A 20,787-nucleotide genomic window follows, 5' to 3' on the forward strand; every position below is an offset into this window, starting at 1 on the left:
AAGCAGGCACTCTTCCGAAAAGATTTAAGGGAAGGCGGCTACCGGTCGCCGCCTTCCCCATTCCCGAGCGCGGGGTGCAGGGATGTGCGCTCAGAAATTCTGCCAGCCATCCGCGGCCGGTGCCGCAGCGAGGCTCGTTCGTTGGCCGCCGCGTAAGGCGCGGGCGGTGGCGTGCAGGCGTGACGGCTGCGCGCGATCTTCGATGTGGCGGTTTGCGTCGACGACCTGGGCCTGCTCGCCGTAGCGGAACTGGCGGAGCAGTTCGTGCAGCGCTTCCGCCTCGCGGGCCATGGCGTGGCTGGCTGCCGTGCTTTCCTCGACCATGGCGGCGTTCTGTTGGGTCGCCTGGTCCATCGAGTTGACCGCCTGGTTGATCTCCTTGAGACCGGTCGACTGTTCGCGGGCGGCTTCGACGATCGCCGAGACGTTGGCGTTGATCTCCTGAACCTGGACGAGGATTTCCTCGAGCGCCGCCCCGGTCTGGCCGACCAGCGACACGCCGTTCTTGACGTGCTCGGTGGAGGTGCCGATCAGCGCCTTGATGTCCTTGGCGGCACTGGCCGAACGCTGCGCCAGTTCGCGCACCTCCTGGGCGACGACGGCGAAGCCCTTGCCGGCCTCACCGGCCCGGGCCGCTTCGACGCCGGCGTTCAGCGCCAAAAGGTTCGTCTGGAAGGCGATGTCGTCGATCACGCCGATGATGTTGGAAATTTCGCGGGACGACTGTTCGATCTGGTCCATGGCGCCGATCGCGCTCTTGACCACGTTGCCGGAGCGTTCGGCGCCGGCCTTGGTCTTGGCGACCAGGCCTCCCGCCTCCTCGGCGCGGCGGCTGGAGTCCGAGACGGTCGTGGTGATCTCGTCGAGCGCTGCGGCGGTCTCTTCCACGGACGCGGCCTGCTGTTCGGTGCGTTTCGACAGGTCGTCGGCGGCGGCCCGGATTTCGCGGGCGCCGGAGGCGATGGCGCTGGCATTGTCGCCGACGGTCCGCATCGCCCCGCGCAGCTTGGCGGTCGCGTCGTTGAAGTCTGTGCGCACCGCTTCCATGCTCGGCACGAAGGGCGTGTCGAGGTTGCGCGTCAGATCGCCTTCGGCGAGCGCCCGCAGGCCGGCTCCGAGGCTGTTGATGGCGCTCATGCGTTCGCTGACATCGGTCGCGAACTTGACGACCTTGTAGACCTTGCCGCTGAAGTCGCGGATCGGGTTATAGGCTGCCTGGATCCAGATTTCCTTGCCACCCTTGCCGTAGCGCACAAACTCGTTGGAGAAGAACTCGCCGGCGGCGAGCCGTTTCCAGAAGTCGGCATATTCGGCGGTGCGGGCATAGTTGGGCTCGCAGAACATGCTGTGGTGCTTGCCCTGGATTTCCTGGAGGCTGTAGCCGAGCGCGGCGCAGAAGTTTTCGTTGGCGGTCAGGATCTCGCCCAATGGCGTGAACTCGATCACGGCCTGGGAGCGGGAAATCGCGTCGAGCTTGCCGGCATCTTCCGTGGCTCTCGCCTTGGCGGCGGTGATGTCGCTGGCGAACTTGACCACCTTGTAGGGCTTGCCGTTGCGAAGCACCGGGTTGTAGGTCGCCTGGATCCAGATTTCGCGGCCGCCCTTGGCGACACGCTTGTAGGCATTGACGTCGAATTCGCCGCGGCCGAGCCGGGCCCAGAAGTCGCGGTATTCCTGCGTCTGGGCGTAGTCGGCGGAGCAGAACATGCGGTGGTGTTGGCCGACGATTTCGCTGAGGCTGTAACCAAGGGCCTGGCAGAAATTCTCATTGGCAGTCAGGATCTTGCCGGTCAGGTCGAACTGGATGATGGCCTGCGACTTCGAGAGCGCGGCGATGATCTGGTTCGCGTCTGCAATTTTTCCGAGAGCGAACATTGTAACCCTCTTCTCGTTTGGTGGCTCAAGCCGGGGGCTTCGTGCCTTCCTTGACAGGGCTTGCGGGGCCGAAGCGGCGCAACGCCCGGACTAAGACAAATGCCGGCCTGCCGAAAATTGTCTGGTCGTCCCACGCCGACCCGCCGGGTCAGCGATTTCGTGCTTCGTGAGGGGAGTTCGAACTGTCGGGCTTCATGCCCAAGGCGCCGTGTTTATGCAATCTAGGTTAGTGATATGACTATTAAGCATGTGTTAAAATAGCAACTATCAAATTTCAGTTGTAAGAACTCATAGGTCCCAATTTTAGTTGAATTAGTCTCTCCTGCTTTTCTAAAGTATTGCCCTCTGGCTGAGCAAATAACCAACAAAAAAGCCGCCCGACGAGACGTCGGACGGCCTTGAATGTCGCCTGACCTGTTGCTTTAGGCGGCCAGTTCCTCGACTTCTCGTTCCTTGAACATCCGGGCGAGGTTCAGGAAGCAGATCATGCCGGTTTCGTTGGCAATGATGCCTTCGGCGAAACTCTTGTCGAAGGAGGCCGTGACTTCCGGCACCGGCTGCACCTGGCTGCCCTGGACCGTGAGAATGTCCGACACGCGGTCGACGACGAGGCCGATCACCATGTTGTGCACTTCGGCGACGACGATGGCGCTGCGCTCGTTGGCGGTGGTCGATTTCATGCCGAGCTTGTGGGCGAGGTCGATGATCGGGATCACCGTGCCGCGCAGGTTCATGACGCCGATCACTTCCGGCGGCGAATGCGGGATGGGCGTCGAGGGCGCCCAGCCGCGGATTTCACGGATCGTCGTCGTCTTGACGCAGAATTCCTGATCGTGGAGGCGGAACGCAATGATTTCCAGCGTCTCGCCGTCGAACCCGGCCGTCCTGAGTGTGCTTGTCATCGAAGGTCCTTCCAGCTTTCCGGTCGACGCCTCTGGGCGCGACATCGCCAAACTCCAGATCTCTCCGCATGGCTGACGGCGCGTGAGGCGCGGCCAATGATCCGTAAAGGAGAGATCCTTCCAGTCCGCCGATTACATCCGGCAGGGCGCAGCTGCATCATGCGCGGAGGAACCGCTTTGCGCTTTGGGAAAGGACTATAGGCCGGGATTCGTTAAGACTTGCTTTTGCAAGAGCTTAAAGACATTGCGCCCCGGTTGAAGCCGGGGCGCGATTGAAGGCGCCGGAACCACGACGATCAGGCGGAAGCGAGAACCTTGGCAAACTGTTCGACCGCCCAATCCACCTGCTCGGCAGTGATGACGAGCGGCGGCGCGATGCGGATGGTGTCGCCGTGGGTGTCCTTGGCAAGGATGCCGAGCCCTTTCAGCGCTTCGCAATACTTGCGGGCGCCGCCGGCTTCCGGCACCAGTTCCACCGCCAGCATCAGGCCGCGACCGCGCACTTCCTTGATGATGTTGGAACGGATGTCGGTGAGGCCCTTCTGGAAGCGTTCGCCCATCTTCGCCGAATTCTCGATCATGCCTTCTTCCGTCAGCGCTTTCAGCGCAGCGCGGGCAATGGCGCAGGCGAGCGGATTGCCGCCGAAGGTCGAGCCGTGCTGGCCGGGCTTCAGGACGCCGAGCACTTCGGAGTTCGAAAGCACGGCCGAGACGGGGTAGAAACCGCCTGATAGAGCCTTGCCGATCAGCGTCACGTCGGCTTCGATCGCCTCATGCTCTTCGGCAAGCAGCTTGCCGGTGCGGCCGAGACCGGTCTGGATCTCGTCGAGGATCAGCGTGATGCCGTGCTTGGTGCAGAGTTCGCGCACCGTCGTGAAGTAGCCGACCGGTGGTACGATGACGCCGGCTTCGCCCTGGATCGGCTCGACGAGGAAGGCAACGGTGTTTTCGTTGATCGCCGCGCGGAAGGCGTCAATGTCACCGAAAGGCACTACGCGGAAGCCGGGCGCGAACGGGCCGAAGCCGGTGCGGGCGTCCGGGTCGGTGGAGAAGCCGACGATGCCCATGGTGCGGCCGTGGAAGTTGTTGGAGCAGACGATGATCTCGGCCTTGTTCTCGGCAACGCCCTTGACCTCATAGCCCCACTTGCGCACTGCCTTGACGGCGGTCTCGACGGCTTCCGCGCCGGAGTTCATCGGCAGCACCTTGTGCGAGCCGGTGAGCGCTGCGATCTCTTCGTAGAAATGCGCCAGCTGGTCGTTGCGGAAGGCGCGGGAGGTCAGCGTCAGCTTCTGCGCCTGCTCCATCATCGCCTGCAGGATCTTCGGGTGGCAATGGCCCTGGTTCACGGCGGAGTAGGCCGAGAGACAGTCGAGGTAGCGATTGCCCTCCATGTCCCAGACATAGACGCCTTCGCCGCGCGAGAGCACCACGTCGAGCGGCTTGTAGTTATGGGCGCCGAGCCGGTATTCGGTTTCGATCAGGGCTGCCGTCGTGTTCATATATCGTCCTCCGTTTGTCTTTTTTTCTCAGGCGCTGCGGGTCGGCCGGTCGAGAACGCGGCGGCCGAAGAGGCTTGCCGTCAGTTCGACCAGGACGCGCGCGCTCTTGCCGCGGTCGTCGAGGAAGGGGTTGAGCTCGACGACGTCGAGCGAGGAAACAAGCCCGCTTTCCCAGAGCATTTCCATGATCAGGTGCGCTTCGCGGAAGGTGGCGCCGCCGGGAACGGTGGTGCCGACGCCGGGCGCAAGGTCTGGATCCATGAAGTCGACGTCGAGGCTGACATGCAGCAGGCCGTTGGCGGCGCGAACCTCTTCGAGGATCTGGCGCATGATATGGGCCATGCCGAGTTCGTCGACGGCGCGCATGTCATAAACGCGGACGCCATGCTCGGCGATCTCTTCACGCTCGCGGTCGTCGACCGAGCGGATGCCGACCTGGAAGACCTTGGTTGGGTCGACGAGCGGACGGTCGGACGGCAGGATCGGGGCGAATTCCGCCTGGCCGCAGAAAAAGGCGACCGGCATGCCGTGCATGTTGCCGGAGGGCGAGGTCGACGGCGAGTTGAAGTCGGCATGGGCGTCGAGCCAGAGCACGAAGAGCGGTCGGCCGACGTCGGCGGCGTAGCGCGCCATGCCGGAGACGCTGCCCATGGAAAGCGCGTGGTCGCCACCCAGGATGATCGGGAAGTGGCCCTTGCGCACCGTGTCGTGCACCGAATCATGTAGCGCACGGGCGAAGGCTGCGACGATCTGCAGGTTGTTGGCGCCTGGGTGGTTGGCAAGGTCGCGGGCCGGCAGCGGCTTGACGTCGCCTTCGTCGTGAACGGTATGGCCGAGGTCGCGCAGCACGGTGTCGATGCCGGCGATGCGCAGGGCTGTCGGTCCCATGGCCGCGCCGCGCCGTCCAGAACCTTCCTCGATGGGTGCGCCGATCAGCGTGATGGTCGTCATGTCCGCCCGATTCCTTCTCAAGATAATTCCCATGTGATCCCGTTCGGGATGTGTGGATTATGGCGAAAATGGGCGTCAGCAAAAAGATGGAAAACTGCCGATTAGTGAGCTAAATTCGACAGATTGATAAGTCCCGTTTTGCAAAGTGACAGGCAATGGATGATCTCGACCAGGCGCTCATCAGCGCGCTGCGCCAGAATGCGCGCATTCCCGTTTCGACGCTATCGGAAATGACGGGCGTGTCGCGGGCGACGGTCGCTGCCCGCATCGACAGGCTGGTCGCCAACGGCACGATCGCCGCCTTTACCATCCGCACCGGTGCGGAAATCCCGGCTTCGGGGGTTCGTGCCGTGGTCATGATCGAGGTGCACGGCAAGATGGCCGACCGTGTTGCCGAGCAGTTGCGCGGCCTGCCGCAGGTGCGCGCGCTGCACAGCACCAATGGACGTTGGGACTTTATCGCCGAGCTTCAGGACCGCGATCTCGTCTCCTTCGACGAGACGCTGCGGCGCATCCGTCTGATCGACGGCATCACCGTCACGGAGACGAATATTCTGTTGAAAACCAGCAAGATGACCGGCGCATTCTGAACGTTTCGGGCGGCTCGAACCGGCGAGGAAAATGCCTCTCGGAGTCGAATTGTTCTTGATTTGTTCTAATGTTCCGCTATGATGGCCGCCTCACCCAAGATGGAGGATGTCATGGTTGCCAATGGCGGCAGGCTTGCCGATCGGCAGATCTGTGTGAAGCTGTTCGTCAGGCATGGCGACGAGGATCGCGCTATCGCCTTCTATCGCGAAGCGCTCGGTGCCGAACTGCTGCAGCGGCATGAATGGCCGAGCGGCATTCTGACGAGTGCGGACTTGAGGATCGGGGAATCGGTGTTTCGGATTGCCGGGGCCAACCCGCGCCGCGATGCCGAGCCCAAGCTTGGCGGGCCGCGCTCGCCGCATGCGCTCGGCACGACGGCGGTGATCCTGGAACTGCATGTGCGCGACGTCGATCGCGTCATCGGCCGGGCGATCGGCGCCGGAGCAAGCCTTCGCAATGCGGCCGAAACCTTGTCGACGGGCGATCGCGTCGGCGCCTTCATCGATCCCTTCGGCCATATCTGGGCGCTGTTCAATGCCATGGAAGATGCCGATATCGTCGACCTGAGCATCGAGGCCCGCAACGCCGCCTGAGGCGTTGCGGGCCTTTCGCCGTCTGGACGTATGCTTTGATGGCTACGCGATCAGAAGAACTCGTCGAGCAGGCAGTAGAAGTCGCGTTTCTCGGAATCGTCCTTGTCGATACCGTAGCGGGTCAGAAACGGCTGAACCCATTCCTCGCCGAGATTGTAGGCGACGCTGCGGCAGGCGAGTGCGATGTCCTGATAGGGGTCGGCGACGCCCAGCCGGCTGCAATCGATGAAGCCGGAAAACCGGCCGTTCTTCTCGATGATGTTCGGCAGGCAGGCGTCGCCATGGGTGACGACGAGCTTGCCGGCTCGGGGCATGCGCGCCTGCAGTTCGGCAAAGAGATCCGCCGCCGTGCGGCCGAGCCGCGTTTCGTCGAAGTCGCTCTCGTCGATCACGCCGGCCTGGGTGCGCGTCTTCGCGATGGCGATGCGCTTTTCGATCCGATGATCGAAGGGGCAGGTGGCGATATCCAGCGCATGCAGTCGCTTCAGGGCGTCGGCAAGGATGACGATCTGGTCCTTGGGCGACAATGTCGTGGAGGCGAGGTCTGTCCCTTCCACGGCCTGCAGCAGCAGCCAGCTGGTTTGCGCGCCGAAGGCGCGGGCGATCACCCGGGGGCAGGGCACATCCTTTGATGCCAGCCAATCAAGCCGCGCAGCCTCGTCGACGAACTCGCCGAACGGGCCGGCTTCCTCGAGCTTCAGAACCAGCATGGGACGATCGGGCGCCTTGAGGAGAAAGATGCTCGAGTCGGATTGCCCGAGCAGATCACGGTTCCACTGATAGCCGTCGACGAAGGGGTGGAATTGGGCGGGCAGTTGGGGATGCGGAAAAGAAGAGGGCAAGGCAATCACCTGAAAAAGGAATGAAACAAATGGGGCGTGCGGTCGCGCGCCGACACCGATGTAGGTTCGGCAAAGTGGCAATTCCACGGAGCGATCTCGGAAGTTTTCGACACCGCCTGAGCGCAAATCGCCTTTCATGGTGCGTCTTCGTCAAATCTCCATCAAAACTTCGCAAAGCCCGCTCGGGCTGACCGCAAAGTCACCTTTTTTGAACGTGTTTCGAAGAGGTGCTCATGGGCGTGAACCACGATGAACTGCTGTCGGCTGCCGAATGCGCCGACCGCCTCGGCCTAACCATCCGCGCTCTCAAGGTCTATGAGGATCGCGGCCTGATCTCGCCGCGGCGGACGGAGAAGAAGTGGCGGCTCTATGGTGCCGTCGAAATCGCGCGGCTGACCGAAATCCTGGCGCTGCGACGGCTTGGCCTCAGCCTCACCCGGATTACCGAGATGCTTGCCGGTACCGCGCCGGCCCTTCGGCAAACGCTTGCCGTCCAGCAATCGGCATTCTTGGACCTGCGCGACCGTGTCGAACACAGCCTGTCCTTGATCGATGCGGCGCTCGAGAAGATCGAGCGGGGCGATGCTCTCTCTATCGACGAACTCGTCGCGCTTGCCCGAAGGACCGAGATGACGAGCCTGTCGCCCGACGCCGTCGCGTGGAGCCGCTACGAGCAGACGCGCCCGCGCCGCGAGGCCTCCTTCGTTCCCGAGAACGGCTGGGCCTGAAACAGGTCGTGCAGGAATGCGCGGCGGTTCTGCGCTGATGCCATGCAGCAGAGCCGAGCTTGAAGCACCACCGGCGCATTTGAAGGATTGCGGCAGACTTCGCCGTCGAGGCGATCTTCGTGAAGAGAGATGAGCCCGCGGATCGCGACCGGATCCGCGGGCTCCCTCACGCTCACTGCTGAGCAGGGCAGGCGTATTTTTCGCCGGGCGCCGCTCAATATTCCTTTTCGAAGAAGACACCGCCCGAGGCCGAACCGTCGCCGGCGGCCGAGCCTTTGAGCTTTACGCCCTTGCCGACATCGAGATTGATGACCGCCTTGCTGGAGGCGGAATCGGAGCCCTGCTGCAGTTCGATATAGGTGCGGTCGTTGAGATACTTGCCGGCGCGCACGGACGCACCGCCATTCTCGTCGGTGGTGACGTCGAGATCGTCGACGCCGAGTTTGTTGCGCAGGCCGTCGAGCAGCGACGTCGAGCCGCCGCCGGCCAACTGGCTGACGGCGGACGCAAGCTGGGCGATCTGGAAGGCCGAGAGGTTCGACAGCGACCGGTTGAAGATCAGCTGCGCCAGGATTTCATCCTGCGGCAGGGCCGGGGAGGACGAGAAGGCGATCTGCGGATTGTTGGCGAGGCCCGCCACCGAGACGGTGATGGTGGTCGCGCCGACGCTGGACGTCGCCTTCAGATCGAGCGTCGGGATCAGGTCGCCGCCAAAGCCGATATTGCCGTCGGTGAAGGTCAGGCGCTTGCCGAGGATTTCAAGCCGCCCGCGGCGCATCTCGAAGCCACCGGAAATGACCGGCTGCACCGCAGTGCCGCGGATCGTCAGGTCGCCGCCAAGTTCCGCGTCGATGCCGCGGCCGCGCACGAAGATCTGGTGCGCATTGACGCCGAGATCGAAGGCGATCACGCCGCTGGCATTGGCGCCGGCAGCCGGCACTTCGTCCTTGCGCAGGTCCTTGACCATCTTCTGCACCTTGGGCGGTGCATTCTTGTGCTTGATGTCAATCGCCGACAGCGAGGTCGGCAGCTTCTCGGGAATGGTGATCGAGGCCTTGCGGATCGTCACCTTGCCGCCGAGCGTCGGGGTCGCGACCAGGGGGCCGGTCAGCGTCATCTCGCCGGCGACATTGGCGTTGAACAGCGTGCCGTCGACGTAGGTCGCGTTGTTCAGCTTGATCTTCAGGTTGGCCGGGAAGCCTGAACCCGGCACGGTGCCGACGGTGCCGCTGGCTTCGACCGAGCCGCCGGTCGCGAGATTGGCCGAGAGCCTCGAGATCGTCGCCTGCTTGCCGTCGAGCGCGACATTGGCGGTCAGGTCGTTGAGCGCCAGGTTGCGGCGCACGTCGACGAGGCGCCCACCTGACGTGGCGATCGTGCCGGCGATCTGCGGCGCCTTGGCCGAGCCGGAAATCGCCACATCGACATTCGCCTGACCCGTCAGCGTGAAGCCCTTTTCCGCCATCAGGTTGGCGATGAGCGCGAAGGGGACGTTGCCATTGAACTTCATCGCGATCGGCATGTTGCCGCCGATATCGACATTGCCGCCGCCCTTGAAGGAAAGGCCGCCGGCGCCCGAAAGCGTCGTATCGAGCGTCACCTTGTTGTTGGCAAACTTGCCGTCCGCCGTCACGTCAAAAGCCGCAACGCCGGCCGTTCGCGCCGCTGCGAGCGAGGCGCCCGACCATTTGAGATCGTAGGCGACGACCGGTGCAGACGCGCCACCCTCGACATCGACGGTGCCGGCGATCGTACCCTCGGCGCCGAGATCCGGCGCAAAGGCGTTGACCAGTGCTGCGGGCAGGGCGTTGAGCTTCGCCGTGATGTCGAGCTTTTCGCCAGCGGTGCCGTTGACGGCGATCGTGCCTTTCGACGCCTGGATCGTCAGCGCGTTGAGACGGACGGTGCCGTTTTCGATGGCGATCACCGTCGGCTGCGCCAATTTCAGGGCAATGCCTTTCGGCGTTGCGCCAAAGGATGTGAGGCGGATTTCCGTGCGGCCTTTGGAGCTGGCAAGGTCGCCCTTCACCGTCAGCGGTCCGCCGTCGTATTTGCCGTCGACGGAAAAGCCGGTGCGGCCGGCCTGTTGCTCGAAATCGACGGCGAGTCCGGAAACACGGTTTTCGCCCTGCGCCACGGTTTCGGCGCGGATGCTGCCCTTGACCGCAAGGACCGCAAGGTCCGCGATGGTGATGTCGGCGGTCGGCTTGGAAATCGTCAGCTGATCGCGCTTGATGCCGCTGCCGCCGGCCTTGACGACGACGGAGGTAATGCCGTTTGCGGTCTTGATGGCAGCGGAACCGTTGAGGTCGCCGGATGCCTTCTGCCCGGCCATGGCGGCAAGCAGGCCGAGATCAGGCAGGTCGAAGCTGATCGTGCCGTCCGGCTTGAAATCGGGGGTGAAGCTGATCGCCCCGGTCAGCTTGTTCTCGCCGATCCTGGCTTCGAGCACCGGGATTGCGGTCTGGCCGTCCTTCGAGACGACGTCGGCCTTGACGTCGATGGCCTGGCCGTCGAGCGCACCGGTTGCCGTCAGACTTGCCTGCGGGCTCGATGGGTTGGCCTTGGCGTCGGCCTTGACGTTGAGGTCGCTGAGCGTGCGCCCGGCCAATGTCGCGCCGCTTGAGGTCAGCTCGGCCTTGATGCCGAGTTCGGCGAGCGGGCCGGTCACGGCGGCAGTGAATTCGGCCTTGCCCTTGGCATCGTCAAGCACCTTGCCGAGATCGGGCAGTGTGCCCTTGAGATCGGCCGTCAGGTTGCTCTGTGCGAGCGCAACGGTGCCGGCCGCCTCGATCGTGCCCGACTTGAGCTCGATACCCTCCACGGTGACGCCGCCGTCGCTTGCCGTCTTCACCTCGCCCGAGAGTGCGATCGTGCCGTCGAACTTCGCTGCGGCTGCCGGCGGCAGCGCGCCTGGAACGGCAAAGAGCTTGAAGGCGGCGGAAACCGTATTCTCGTCGCGATAGAAGGCGCCGGTGAGCGAACCGCCAACGCCGGGGCTCTCGATCGTTACCGGATTGAAGGCGATGCTTTCCTTCGTCACGGACAGGTTGGCGTCGATCTTCATCGGCACCTGCACCAGGCGGGCGAGGTTTGCATCGTTGAAGCCGGCTTCGCCCACTTCGATTGCCGCCTTCACCAGACCGGATTGCGCCTGGACATTGAAGCCGTCGCTACGTGCCGAGAGCTTGACTGCGCCGAGCGCCACGTCCGGCAGCGCCACGGAGGTGACGTCTGCGGCGAGATCGAGGATCGCGGCTTGCGCGTCGCCGATGAGCGAGAAGTCGACGGAATTGATCTTGGCCTGCGCCTCACCCTTCTGCAGCGGCCAGCGGAAATCGACCGGGCCGTTGGTGCCGGCAAGCCTGGCCTTGAGGTTGTTCTCGCCCTTGCTGTCGTAGGTTCCAAAAGCGGCAAAGGAGAGCGCGCCGGTCGCCACATGAGCCTTGTCGACCTGCACCAGCCCCTGGTCGTTGAACGCGGCGGCGATGTCGATCCTGGTCTCACCCTCGAACATCGGGCGCAGCGCTGGCGGCATCAGCGAGCCGAAGCCGCCGCCACCGTCGACCGTCAGCCGGTGCATTCCGTCAGGCGTCTGGACGTGGCGACCGTCGAGCTTGAGAATTTTGCTGCCGTCGAGTGCTGCCGTAGCGCTGCCGCTCCAGTCGGAAAGCGGGCCTTCACCGGTCAGCTTGATGTTGACCGAAGGCTCGTTCGGGAGGCGAAGCAGCTTTGCCAGCACGCCGTTGTTCGGTTCGTCCACGGTCGCTTCAAGCTTCAGCTCGTTGCCCGCCGGATTGAAGACGATATCGGCGACCGCGCGTGCTTCCGGCCGGTCGCGCTGGGCGGCCGCAAGCTGAAGGGCGATGCTTTCGTTGGTCGCGTTCACCTTGCCGCTGGCGGTCAGGAACTGGTCCTCGCCGGCGATCGCCTTGCCGATGATGATCTCCTTGAGATCAATCGCGTCGATCTTGACGTCGACGGGAAGCGCAAAGGTCGAGCGGACTTCCTTGGTCTCGGAGGAGGGGATCGGCAGGCGCTCGACGCGGATCGAGCCGGCCGAGAGCGCTGCGGCTTCGAAGCGGAAGGAGAGGAGGGCGGCGGGCGACCAGTCGAGATTGACGTCGCGCACTTCGGCATAGATGCCCTCGCCATCGAACAGCGTGATGCTTCCGGCCGTGAACTTGCCGGTCAAAAGCGCGCTCGGATCGGCGATCCGCACGATCTGGTCGGGTGTTGCCGCATATTTCTCGATTGCCCAGGCGACGAGCCGGGCGCCGGGTGTGGTGAAGCCCACGAAGGCGACGAGAAGAAGGGCAACGATCGCAAGCACGCCAAGCACACGAAGGCCATAGCGCAGCGTCGCGCGAAGGAAACGGACGACCTGATTCATGATCTACCCATAACGCAAGTTGCGCGGCAGCGGAATCGCCGCGGGGAGAAACTATCGCGCAATGACGGCGATTTGCCGATTCCTGCGGGAGAAACGGCCTGGATCAGAAGGATTGGCCGATGCCGGCATAGATGCCGTATTTCGTTCCGTTCGGATATTTGTTGAGCGGTACGGCGAAGTCGAGGCGGATCGGGCCGAAGGGCGTGGCATAACGCAGGCCGATGCCGGCGCCGGCGCGAATGTCGGAGAAATCGGGTGTCGTCTTCGCCGAGACGGTACCTGCGTCGATGAAGGGCACGACGCCGATGGTGTCGGTGACCGCGATGCGGGCTTCGAGCGAGGCGTTGACATAGGAGCGCCCGCCGGTCTCGCGGTCGTCGGAATTGCGCGGGCCGATCTCCTGGTAGGAATAGCCGCGCACCGAGCCGCCACCGCCGAGATAGAAGCGACGGTTGGCCGGGATGTCCTCGAGCCCGCTGCCGCCGACGAGCACGCCCGCGCCGATCTTGCCGGCAAGCACGAAGCGCTTCTCGTCGCCGAGCGCATGGTAGCCGGACGCCGACGCTTCGAAGGACGAGAAGAAGGTCTGCCCCTTGATCTCGTAGCTCGGCTTGGCGTTGATCATCGCCCGATAGCCTTCGGTCGCGTTCAGCTTGTCGTTGCGGGTATCGCGAACATATTCGAGCGGGACCGCGGCCGTCAGATAGGAATTCGAGCCGAAGGCGTCGTCGATGTTGGCCCAGCTCAATTCGCCGCCGCCGGAGAAGGTGTCGGTCGGCGAGAGTTCGAAGGTCGCGCCGGCGGCACCCGTCAGGATCTTGGCGCGATAGGCGTCCGGGTCCTGGATGTTGGCCTTGAGGCTGGCGGTAAAGGTGGAGGCGGGACCGAAGGCGCCCGGCTTTGCAAAGAGAATGCCGACCGAATAGTCGAGCTTGTCGAGCTCCTTGGTCTCGCCGATGCGGTCGACCGAGCCCTCGATGCGCAGCGATTCGGCGCGGCCGAAAAGATTGCGGTGTCCCCAATAGCCCGAAAGCCCGAGGCCGTCGGTCGTCGAAACCTGGGCGCCGAAGCCGAAATACTTGTGCTTGCCTTCGGAGACCTCGATCTTCATCGGGATCGATCCATCAGGCGAAAGCGTGTTGGCTTCCTTGATGGTGACGCTCGAAAAGACGCCGAGCTGGCGCAGCCGCTCGGAGGCCTTGCGGATGTCCTCCGGCGAATAGGGACGGCCCTCGTTGAGGCGCGAATAGTCGCGCACGAAACCGGGATCGACGGTCTTCGTCCCGCCGACGGTGACCTCGCCGACCGGGGCGACGGGGCCGCCGCTGGCGCCGATGACGATGTCGACCGTTGAATTGGCGTGGTTGGCGACGGCGCTGCGTTCGGTGAGCTTGGCCATCGGCCGGCCCTGCTCACGCAGGTCGTTCACGACCTTTTCGCCGGCCTTGATGATAAGGGTGGAATCGGCGCGCGCGCCGGCGGGCAGGCCGTAATCGGCGGGACTGAAGCTGGCCGCGTCGCCTTCGAACCTGACGGAACCGACGTTGAAGACCGGGCCCGGCGTCACGGTGACGGTAACCGGGATAGGCTTGCCATCCGGGAAAGACGGATCCGGCGGCAGGCTGTCGATATCCTGGCCGTTGACGCGGATCGCGATGGTGCCGCCGTAGCGCGCCTTTTCGTAGAGTGCGGCCAACAGCCGGTCGCGGTCGTCGCGGGCCCGGATGGCGAGCCCAAGATCGCCGGAGACCGGCTTTTCCTGGCCCTGCACGAGCTGCGAGCTGTTTTCCAGCGCTTCCTTCAGTTCGTCGTCGTCGGTGCCGGCGTCGAAGGTGAGGGTATAGTTGACCGGGTCGATGACCGGCGCTTCTTCCTCGTCGCTCTCGAAAAACTTCATGCCGAAGAGCTTGAAGGCATAGGCCTTCTCGGCGGAAAGCGGGCCGAGCGCGCACGTAAAGGCAACAGCAAGCGCAGTCGCTGCCTTCCAGTACGCAATACTCGACCGTGGTGGGGACATTCGCTTCCGCATCCCGTCTTCAGGCGACCCAATACAAACTGCCTGCTTATGCGGCCGGGTCACTATTGCATGCCTAAGGTTTTCCATCTGTTAACGATGACGATCCGTTGCATCCACCCCTCATGCCGAGATTCGGTGTCGATTTCGTCGAAAAAGCGCGGAAATGTTGTCGGCGCAGCACAACCGCCGGATCTGCGGTGCCGGCAACTAGGTACGCGCCCGGCCTTCGCCGGAGCCGCGGGCCTCGCCCGAGGTGCCATATTGCTAGGCTGCCTCGGGCAGTTCCCGCAGCTGCGGCACAGCGGAAGCGATGATCACCAGGAACTGAACCAGGAAGCCGACGGCTGCGACGGCAAGGCATGCCTCGACGCCGAAGCGCGTGGCAACGACGGCGCCGAGCGCCGCGCCGATCGGCCGTGCGCCGAAGGTGGCGGTGGTGATGAAGGCCAGACGCGCCCGAGCATCGCATTGGGCGTGACGGCCTGTCGCAAGGTGAGGGTGGCGATCGACCAGAGCACCGGGCCGGCGCCGAACAGGAAGAAGCTGAGGCCGGCGAGGAGGCCGGAGGGAACCCAGATGGTGGAGAGCATGACGGCCGCGGCAGTCAGCCCGCCCAGCGGGCCAAGGGCGATCATCACGCCGAAAGGGATATGGCGCGCAATGGCGGGTGCTGCGAAGGCGCCGATCATCATGCCGGCGCCATAGATGCCAAGCGTGATGCCGACGCCGGTCGCCGTCAGCCCGAGGGTCTGAATGGCATAGGCGACATAGACCGCCTGCAGCACGAACCAGGCCGTGTTGAAGACGATGGCGGTCACCAGAATGGGCCTCAACAGCGCGTGGTCGGCAAGGAAACGGGCACCTTCGGCGAGATCCTGGAGAAGCTTGCGCTTGGGGCTGCTCGGCTGGTGGTGATCACCAAGGCCGGCGAGCAGGACGACGGAGAGAAGGGACAGGGATGTGGCGGCGACATAGGCGAGCGACGCGCCCGTCCATGCGACGAACGCGCCGCCGATCGCCGGCCCGCCGGAATAGGCGAGGCTGCGGGCAAGCTCCATCCAGCGGTTGGCATCAGCCAGTTGCGCACGCGGAACGATTGCCGGGATCAGGGCAGGTGCGGCGACATTGTAGCAGACCGTGCCGATGGCGCCGACGAAGCCCATGACGGCCAGCAACGGCAGCGACAGCAGTCCGCTGAGCATGAGCAACAGCGTGGCGACCAGCGACAGCGCGCGCAGCATTTCCGAGCTGACCATGAGGCCGCGCCGCGATGCGCGGTCGGCAATGAGGCCGGCTGGAATCGAGAGCAGCAGGAATGGCAGCGTCTGCGCCATCTGCAGCCAGCCGGTTTCCGCAGGGCCTGCGGCGAGCAGAAGCACGGCGGCCAGAGGAGCGGCGGCCAGCGCCATCTGCTCTGAAAATTGCGCAAGGAGGTTGGACCAGCCGATCCGCTTGAAGGCCGGGGGAAGGGGTGTGTTTTCTGGTTTCGACATGGGAAGCCTCGATCATGATAGGTCGAGGCCACGAAACGGAATTGCGTGACGCAGAGCCACCCGGTTTGCGCGCGCCCTGTAATTTTAGTCCGGCGTGCATCATTTTTCTCGCTGCCTGCTGCAACGAAAAACCCCCTCAGGGCGATTGCCATGAGGGGGAACCATTCCGTCGACGCGCTTGCGCGACGCCGAGGGACGATCTTCTTGCTGCGCCTTAGCGCGGGCAGGAGTCGATGTAGCGGCGGCCATAGCGGTCGCGGTAGTAGCACTGGCCTGGCTGTTCGGTGACGTTGCCGATGACCGCGCCGGATACGCCGCCGATGGCCGCGCCGACCGCTGCGCCACGGACGTCGCCGGTGACAGCGCCGCCGATGATCGCGCCGGAAACGGCACCGATGCCGGCGCCTTTTTCCGTCTGGGTGCAGCTTGCGACCGCCAGGGCGACCAGCACAAGTGCGATGGCTTTCTTCATGTTGTTCTCTCCGATCTCTACGGATCTCAAGCCTTGCGCTCAGTCCGTCCCGTGGATGATGGCGGAGCCGGGAACATCCCGCTCCACCTGAACTTGCGGTTCGGAAAATACGCGGTCCCCATCGAAAGTCTACGGGAGCGCTGCGGTTTCTTCCTGGCGGCAAGATAATGATATCGTTCCTGAACGGGACATGAAGGCTCAGTTCCCCGCGATACAACCGGGGTAGAAAAATTTTATCGTCCGGCGGGCGGGGGCGGTTGCGGCATTCCAAAAAAAGACAAATGATACAAACAAGCCTGCAAAATCCGGAGGAGCGGATCCGTGGGCGAAGGGCATCGATATCAGTTGGCGCGTACCTTAGTCGCGTGAACCATCTCACCCGACTTTCCGGCCGCGCTCGTGTTGGCATTGACCGACCCCGGAGGAGCGAAATGGCGAAAGTAACAATGACGGTCAACGGCCGTCAGGTGAGCGGTCATTGCGACGACCGCACATTGCTGGTGCAATTCATACGCGAAAATCTTGGACTGACCGGCACCCATGTCGGCTGCGACACCTCGCAGTGCGGCACCTGCGTCATCCATATGGACGGAAAATCGGTCAAGAGCTGTTCCATCCTCGCCGTCCAGGCGGCAGGCTCCACGATCACCACCATCGAAGGCTTGGCGGCCGACGGCGAGCTGCATCCGGTGCAGGCGGCCTTCAAGGCCAATCACGGCCTGCAATGCGGCTTCTGTACGCCCGGCATGGTGATGACCGCCGTCGACATGATCCGCAGGCACCAGGGCCAGCTGGACGAAGCGACGGTGCGCGCCGAACTCGAAGGCAACATCTGTCGCTGCACCGGTTACCACAACATCGTGAAAGCGATCCTTGCCGCCGCCGCCGAGATGAGCGGCGCCCGCGTGGCCGCAGAATAGCGGTAGATCGAGGGGCGGGACCTCGCCCCTGACGCATGTCACCCAGAACCGACGCATGGCCGTCGGGACTGTCGCTGGATATCTCGGGAGGAGATAGGCAATGGGCGTTGAAGGCATTGGCGCGCGCGTGGCGCGCAAGGAGGACAAGCGGTTCCTGACCGGCAAGGGCCGCTATACGGACGACATGTCCGTGCCGGGAATGAAATATGCAGTCTTCGTGCGCAGCCCGCACGCGCATGCGAAGATCGTGAAGATAGACGCGTCGGCGGCCAAGGGCATGCCGGGTGTGATCGGCGTGCTCGACGGCAAGCAGCTGCTCGCCGACGGTATCGGCAACCTGATCTGCGGCTGGATGATCCATTCCAAGGACGGATCGCCGATGAAGATGGGCGCCTGGCGGCCGCTCGCGCACGAGACCGTGCGCTATGTCGGCGATGCCGTGGCGATCGTCGTTGCCGACAGCGTCGCCGAGGCGCGTGACGCGGCCGAGGCCGTTGTCGTCGAGTACCAGGAGCTTGCCGTCGTCATCGATGCGTCGAAGGCGCTGGAGGCGGGACAGCCGCAGCTTCATCCGGAAGCGCCTGGTAATCTGATCTTCGACTGGCAGATCGGCGACGAGGCGGCAACCGACAAGGCGATCGGCGCTGCAGCGCATGTCACCGAGATCACCATCCACAACAACCGGCTCTCGCCCAACCCGATGGAGCCGCGCGCGGCGCTCGGCATCTACGACGCCGGCGACGATCACTACACCTGCTACACGACCAGCCAGAACCCGCACGTGGCCCGGCTGGTGATGAGCGCCTTCTATAATGTCGCGCCGGAAAACAAGCTGAGGGTGATCGCGCCCGATGTCGGCGGTGGCTTCGGGTCGAAGATCTACATCTATCCGGAAGAGATTGTCTGTCTCTGGGCGTCGAAGCGCACCGGCGTGCCGGTCAAATGGACGTCGGACCGCACCGAAGCGTTCCTCACCGATGCCCATGGCCGCGACCATGTGTCGAAGGTGAAGATGGCCTTCGACGCCAACAACCGCATCATCGGGCTCAAGGTCGACACGATCGCCAATCTTGGTGCCTATATGTCGCTGTTCTCGTCGGCGGTGCCGACCTATCTCTATGCGACGCTGCTGTCAGGGCAGTACGATATCCCTGCGATCCACGCGAATGTGCGCACGGTCTACACCAACACGGCGCCGGTCGACGCCTATCGTGGCGCCGGGCGGCCGGAGGCGACCTATCTCCTGGAGCGCACGATGGAGACGGCCGCGCGCGAGCTCGGCGTCTCGCCTGCCGAATTGCGGCGGGTGAACTTTATCCGCTCCTTCCCGCACCAGACGCCTGTGATCATGAATTATGACGCCGGCGACTATGACGCTTCGCTCGAAGCGGCGATGAAGGCGGCCGACTGGAACGGCTTTGCCGCCCGCAAGGCGGAAGCGGCCGGTCGGGGCATGAAGCGCGGCATAGGCATGAGCTGCTACATCGAGGCCTGCGGCATCGCGCCGTCGGCAGCCGTGGGGTCGCTCGGCGCCGGCGTCGGCCTTTGGGAATCGGCCGAGGTGCGCGTCAATGCCGTCGGCACGATCGAGGTGCTGACCGGTTCGCACAGCCATGGCCAGGGCCACGAGACGACCTTTGCCCAGCTTGTCGCCGACCGCTTCGGCGTGCCGCTCGACAGCGTCAACATCGTGCATGGCGACACCGACAAGGTGCAGATGGGCATGGGCACCTATGGCTCGCGCTCCGGTGCCGTCGGCATGTCGGCTGTGGTCAAGGCGCTCGACAAGGTCGAAGCCAAAGCGAAGAAGATCGCCGCCCATCTGATGGAGGCGGACGAGAGCGACATCGTCATCGAGAACGGCGAGCTGAAGGTCGCCGGTACCGACAAGGCGGTGCCCTGGTTCCAGATGGCGCTCGCCGCCTATACCGCCCACAATCTGCCTGCCGGCATGGAGCCGGGGCTGAAGGAAGGGGCCTTCTACGACCCCGCCAACTTCACCTTCCCGGCCGGCTGCTACATCTGCGAGGTAGAGGTCGATCCGGAAACGGGCCGGACCAAGATCATCCAGTTCGTCGCCGCCGACGACTTCGGCAACATCATCAACCCGATGATCGTCGAGGGACAGGTGCATGGCGGGCTGGCGCAGGGCATCGGCCAAGCGCTGCTCGAAGGCGTGCACTACGATGCCTCGGGCCAACTGCTGACGGCGAGCTACATGGACTACGCCATGCCGCGCGCCGACGACCTGCCGTCGTTCCAGGTCTCGACCTCGAACACGCCGTGCCCGAACAATCCGTTGGGCATCAAGGGCTGCGGCGAGGCCGGCGCGATCGGCTCGCCACCGGCGCTGATCAACGCCATCACCGACGCCATCGGCAACAACGCGCTCACCATGCCGGCGACACCGCACAAGGTGTGGGCGGCGGCAAACGCGGCCAACTGAGGAGGACACTCATGTACGAGACCCAATATCACCGGGCGTCCTCGGTTCAGGACGCCATCAGCCGAATGGAAGCGGCCGGCGAAGGCAAATATGTCTCCGGCGGCATGACGCTGATCCCGACGATGAAACAGCGGCTGGCGTCGCCGAGCGACCTGATCGACCTTCGCCATATCGCTGAAATGCAGGGCATCTCGGTCAACGGCCGATCGGTGCGGATCGGGGCTGCGACCACCCATTACGAGGTGGCGTCGTCGGCAGCGCTCAAAGCCGTCTGTCCGGCAATCTGCAGCCTTGCCAGCCATATCGGCGATCCGCATGTGCGGCACATGGGCACGATCGGCGGGTCGATCGCCAACAACGACCCGGCCGCCGACTATCCGGCGGCGATGCTCGGGCTGGGGGCGACGATCGTCACCAACCGGCGGGAGATCGCGGCCGACGATTTCTTCACCGGCCTGTTCGAAACGGCGCTGGAAGACAGCGAGATCGTCGTCGCCGTTACCTTCGATGCGCCTGCCAAGGCCGCCTACCAGAAGTTCGCCAACCCGGCCTCGCGTTACGCCATGACCGGTGTCTTCGTCGCCAAGCGCGACAATGGCGGGGTCCGGGTCGCGGTCACCGGTGCGGGCGCAGACGGCGTTTTCCGTCAGGCGGAGATGGAGGCCGCACTTTCCGCCAACTGGTCGCCGGACGCGCTCGCTGGCATCAATGTCAGTGCGTCGGACCTGCTCTCCGACCTTCACGCGGATGCGGCCTATCGCGCCAACCTGGTGAAGGTCATGGCCAAACGGGCCGTGGCAGCGGCATGACCGGCCTTCGCCGCCACACAAACAGCGAAAAAGGGCGGCCTCGGCCGTCCTTTTTTCATCCTTGCTTGACTTCGATCAAGCTTGACGTGATGAACATCCACTAAGGCTTTCTTTGGAATGTTTCAAAACTAGGGCTGTTCCCGTTGAAACGGTTTCAGTGAAAGCAGCGAAGATGCTCAGGCTCAAAAATGCTAGATCATCTCGGATGCACTCGCTGGGCAGGCAGCGCTTCAAGGGCCTTTTGCCGCAGTTG

Annotated in this window: 15 protein-coding genes; 6 read left to right on the top strand and 9 right to left on the bottom strand. The window is 63.9% G+C overall.

Annotated features, from left to right (window positions below):
* Positions 1-90 precede the first annotated feature (90 nt).
* From JVX98_RS24020 to rocF, 4 genes are all read right to left on the bottom strand, one after another.
* The gene (locus JVX98_RS24020) at positions 91-1,875 is read right to left on the bottom strand and encodes a PAS domain-containing methyl-accepting chemotaxis protein (RefSeq protein WP_205237610.1); all 1,785 of its coding nucleotides are present in this window, start codon (positions 1,873-1,875) and stop codon (positions 91-93) included.
* Between the two features lie 422 nt (positions 1,876-2,297).
* Entirely contained in the window at positions 2,298-2,777 is a 480-nt protein-coding gene (locus tag JVX98_RS24025) for a chemotaxis protein CheW (RefSeq protein WP_034803080.1), read from the bottom strand.
* Between the two features lie 296 nt (positions 2,778-3,073).
* The gene (rocD, locus tag JVX98_RS24030; RefSeq protein WP_043614764.1) at positions 3,074-4,279 is read right to left on the bottom strand and encodes an ornithine--oxo-acid transaminase; all 1,206 of its coding nucleotides are present in this window, start codon (positions 4,277-4,279) and stop codon (positions 3,074-3,076) included.
* 27 nt (positions 4,280-4,306) lie between these two features.
* The gene (gene rocF, locus JVX98_RS24035) at positions 4,307-5,230 is read right to left on the bottom strand and encodes an arginase (RefSeq protein ID WP_043614767.1); all 924 of its coding nucleotides are present in this window, start codon (positions 5,228-5,230) and stop codon (positions 4,307-4,309) included.
* A gap of 155 nt (positions 5,231-5,385) precedes the next feature.
* Here rocF and JVX98_RS24040 point away from each other — a divergent pair, with 155 nt between their 5' ends.
* Both JVX98_RS24040 and JVX98_RS24045 read left to right on the top strand, forming a co-directional pair.
* Positions 5,386-5,820, top strand: coding sequence for an Lrp/AsnC family transcriptional regulator (locus tag JVX98_RS24040; protein WP_043614769.1), 435 nt, complete (start codon positions 5,386-5,388; stop codon positions 5,818-5,820).
* A 111-nt stretch (positions 5,821-5,931) separates the two neighbouring features.
* Positions 5,932-6,414 (top strand): VOC family protein, encoded by a 483-nt coding sequence (locus tag JVX98_RS24045; RefSeq protein ID WP_043614772.1) that lies wholly within the window; start codon positions 5,932-5,934, stop codon positions 6,412-6,414.
* Positions 6,415-6,464: 50 nt separating this feature from the next.
* Here the strand turns inward: JVX98_RS24045 and JVX98_RS24050 are convergent, their stop codons facing one another.
* A complete protein-coding gene (locus JVX98_RS24050) occupies positions 6,465-7,256 on the bottom strand; it encodes an APH(3') family aminoglycoside O-phosphotransferase (protein WP_246764942.1) in 792 nt (263 codons plus the stop codon).
* 233 nt (positions 7,257-7,489) lie between these two features.
* Between JVX98_RS24050 and JVX98_RS24055 the strand changes: the two genes are divergently transcribed.
* Entirely contained in the window at positions 7,490-7,984 is a 495-nt protein-coding gene (locus JVX98_RS24055; protein WP_205237612.1) for a MerR family transcriptional regulator, read from the top strand.
* Between the two features lie 214 nt (positions 7,985-8,198).
* Here JVX98_RS24055 and JVX98_RS24060 read toward each other — a convergent pair whose 3' ends face one another.
* The 4 genes from JVX98_RS24060 to JVX98_RS24075 form a co-directional block, all read right to left on the bottom strand.
* On the bottom strand, positions 8,199-12,377 hold the full coding sequence (locus tag JVX98_RS24060; protein WP_192450929.1) for a translocation/assembly module TamB domain-containing protein: 4,179 nt from the start codon (positions 12,375-12,377) through the stop codon (positions 8,199-8,201).
* Between the two features lie 103 nt (positions 12,378-12,480).
* Positions 12,481-14,394 carry an autotransporter assembly complex family protein gene (locus tag JVX98_RS24065; RefSeq protein WP_192450928.1) on the bottom strand — a complete coding sequence of 638 codons (1,914 nt, stop codon included), beginning with the start codon at positions 14,392-14,394 and terminating at the stop codon, positions 12,481-12,483.
* A 314-nt stretch (positions 14,395-14,708) separates the two neighbouring features.
* On the bottom strand, positions 14,709-15,887 hold the full coding sequence (locus JVX98_RS24070) for an MFS transporter (RefSeq protein WP_371826531.1): 1,179 nt from the start codon (positions 15,885-15,887) through the stop codon (positions 14,709-14,711).
* A 214-nt stretch (positions 15,888-16,101) separates the two neighbouring features.
* A complete protein-coding gene (locus tag JVX98_RS24075; RefSeq protein WP_034802400.1) occupies positions 16,102-16,359 on the bottom strand; it encodes a glycine zipper domain-containing protein in 258 nt (85 codons plus the stop codon).
* 431 nt (positions 16,360-16,790) lie between these two features.
* On the opposite strand from JVX98_RS24075, the gene JVX98_RS24080 reads away from it, so the two are divergent.
* The 3 genes from JVX98_RS24080 (at position 16,791) to JVX98_RS24090 (ending at position 20,534) form a co-directional block, all read left to right on the top strand.
* Positions 16,791-17,279: a (2Fe-2S)-binding protein gene (locus tag JVX98_RS24080; RefSeq protein WP_192450926.1), complete on the top strand. Its 489-nt coding sequence runs from the start codon at positions 16,791-16,793 to the stop codon at positions 17,277-17,279.
* Between the two features lie 100 nt (positions 17,280-17,379).
* Positions 17,380-19,725, top strand: a complete 2,346-nt coding sequence (locus tag JVX98_RS24085) for a xanthine dehydrogenase family protein molybdopterin-binding subunit (RefSeq protein WP_205237613.1) — start codon at positions 17,380-17,382, stop codon at positions 19,723-19,725.
* 11 nt (positions 19,726-19,736) lie between these two features.
* A complete protein-coding gene (locus JVX98_RS24090; RefSeq protein ID WP_192450924.1) occupies positions 19,737-20,534 on the top strand; it encodes a xanthine dehydrogenase family protein subunit M in 798 nt (265 codons plus the stop codon).
* Positions 20,535-20,787 lie beyond the last annotated feature (253 nt).

It is taken from the genome of Ensifer sp. PDNC004 (genome assembly GCF_016919405.1).
GTDB lineage: Bacteria > Pseudomonadota > Alphaproteobacteria > Rhizobiales > Rhizobiaceae > Ensifer.

Excerpts from the sequence above, each read along its gene's own strand:
- JVX98_RS24020 (WP_205237610.1), bottom strand. The coding sequence starts at position 1,875 with ATGTTCGCTCTCGGAAAAATTGCAGACGCGAACCAGATCATCGCCGCG.
- rocF (WP_043614767.1), bottom strand. The coding sequence starts at position 5,230 with ATGACGACCATCACGCTGATCGGCGCACCCATCGAGGAAGGTTCTGGA.
- JVX98_RS24025 (WP_034803080.1), bottom strand. The coding sequence starts at position 2,777 with ATGACAAGCACACTCAGGACGGCCGGGTTCGACGGCGAGACGCTGGAA.
- rocD (WP_043614764.1), bottom strand. The coding sequence starts at position 4,279 with ATGAACACGACGGCAGCCCTGATCGAAACCGAATACCGGCTCGGCGCC.
- JVX98_RS24055 (WP_205237612.1), top strand. The coding sequence starts at position 7,490 with ATGGGCGTGAACCACGATGAACTGCTGTCGGCTGCCGAATGCGCCGAC.
- JVX98_RS24045 (WP_043614772.1), top strand. The coding sequence starts at position 5,932 with ATGGTTGCCAATGGCGGCAGGCTTGCCGATCGGCAGATCTGTGTGAAG.
- JVX98_RS24060 (WP_192450929.1), bottom strand. The coding sequence starts at position 12,377 with ATGAATCAGGTCGTCCGTTTCCTTCGCGCGACGCTGCGCTATGGCCTT.
- JVX98_RS24090 (WP_192450924.1), top strand. The coding sequence starts at position 19,737 with ATGTACGAGACCCAATATCACCGGGCGTCCTCGGTTCAGGACGCCATC.
- JVX98_RS24080 (WP_192450926.1), top strand. The coding sequence starts at position 16,791 with ATGGCGAAAGTAACAATGACGGTCAACGGCCGTCAGGTGAGCGGTCAT.
- JVX98_RS24065 (WP_192450928.1), bottom strand. The coding sequence starts at position 14,394 with ATGTCCCCACCACGGTCGAGTATTGCGTACTGGAAGGCAGCGACTGCG.
- JVX98_RS24070 (WP_371826531.1), bottom strand. The coding sequence starts at position 15,887 with ATGTCGAAACCAGAAAACACACCCCTTCCCCCGGCCTTCAAGCGGATC.
- JVX98_RS24085 (WP_205237613.1), top strand. The coding sequence starts at position 17,380 with ATGGGCGTTGAAGGCATTGGCGCGCGCGTGGCGCGCAAGGAGGACAAG.
- JVX98_RS24075 (WP_034802400.1), bottom strand. The coding sequence starts at position 16,359 with ATGAAGAAAGCCATCGCACTTGTGCTGGTCGCCCTGGCGGTCGCAAGC.
- JVX98_RS24040 (WP_043614769.1), top strand. The coding sequence starts at position 5,386 with ATGGATGATCTCGACCAGGCGCTCATCAGCGCGCTGCGCCAGAATGCG.